This window comes from Rhodoferax sp. ZS1R8, assembly GCF_056521325.1.
The window spans coordinates 1-1159 of sequence record NZ_JBWMBA010000140.1 but is presented as its reverse complement, the minus strand read 5'-3'; the positions used below and the strand labels follow the sequence as shown (position 1 = coordinate 1159).

Genomic DNA, 1159 nt, shown 5'->3' with positions numbered 1-1159 from the left:
CTGGGCATGAATCTGGTGCTGGCCGATGTGCAGCAGGACGCACTGGACAAGACCGTGGCCGAAATGCAAGCCGCAGGCGCGCAGGTGCTGGCCATGCGGGTCGACGTGTCCAAGGCCGACCAAATGCAGGCCTTTGCTGACGCGGCATTCAAGCGGTTTGGTGCGCCGCACTTCGTTTTCAACAACGCGGGCGTAGGGGCGGGCGGTCTGGTTTGGGAAAACAGCCTGAAAGACTGGGAGTGGGTCATGGGTGTCAATGTGATGGGTGTGGTGCACGGTGTGCATTTCTTCACGCCCATGATGCTGGCCGCCGCCAAGGCTGACGCGGCCTACCAGGGCCACATCGTCAACACCGCCAGCATGGCCGGCCTGCTGAATGCGCCCAACATGGGCATCTACAACGTCAGCAAACACGCCGTGGTGGCCTTGAGCGAAACCCTGTACCAAGACTTGGCGCTGGTGACTGACCAGGTCAGCGCCAGCGTGTTGTGCCCGTTTTTTGTACCCACCGGCATCAGCCAGAGCCACCGCAACCGCCCGGACGAACTCAAGGCGCAAGACAAGCCCACCCAAAGCCAATTGATCGGTCAGGCCATGAGCGACAAGGCCGTGGGCAGCGGCAAGATCACCGCTGCCCAGGTGGCGCAGATGGTGTTTGACGCCATTGCTGCCAACCAGTTCTATATCTACAGCCACCCCAAGGCCATTGGCTCGGTGCAAACCCGCATGGAAGACGTGATGCTGGCCCGCAACCCCACCGACCCATTTGCACACAAGCCCGAACTGGGCGTGGACTTGAAGAAAGCGCTGCGGGCCTAAGCCCCGACCGGGTCAAGTCCGCTGGCAGCGGGCTGGCTTATTATGTGTGGGTGAATTTGTTTCTACCAAACCACACCCGAAAGTCCAACATGAACCCCACTCCAGTCAGAGGCCTTCGTAAGTACGCGCGCATTCCCTTTGCGGCCCAGGTCTTGCTGCACGTGCATGGGGAGGTACTTAGCGTCCATCTGCTGGACATTGCGCTCAGGGGTGCATTGGTGCAAACCAACAGGCTGCTGCCTTTGCAACTACACGAGAAATGCCGCCTGGAACTGCCCCTGGCGGACGACGGAGAGGGCGTCACCATGTCGGGTAGCATCGTTCACCTGGACCGCCAGCA

General features: G+C 60.7%; 2 protein-coding genes. Both read left to right on the top strand.

Annotation, left to right across the window (positions count from 1 at the left end):
- A partial coding sequence (locus AC097P_RS24485; RefSeq protein ID WP_479613016.1) for an SDR family oxidoreductase occupies positions 1-819 on the top strand: 819 nt, incomplete at its 5' end.
- Positions 820-908: 89 nt separating this feature from the next.
- Positions 909-1159: PilZ domain-containing protein (locus AC097P_RS24480; protein ID WP_479613015.1), on the top strand; the 251-nt coding region annotated here is incomplete at its 3' end.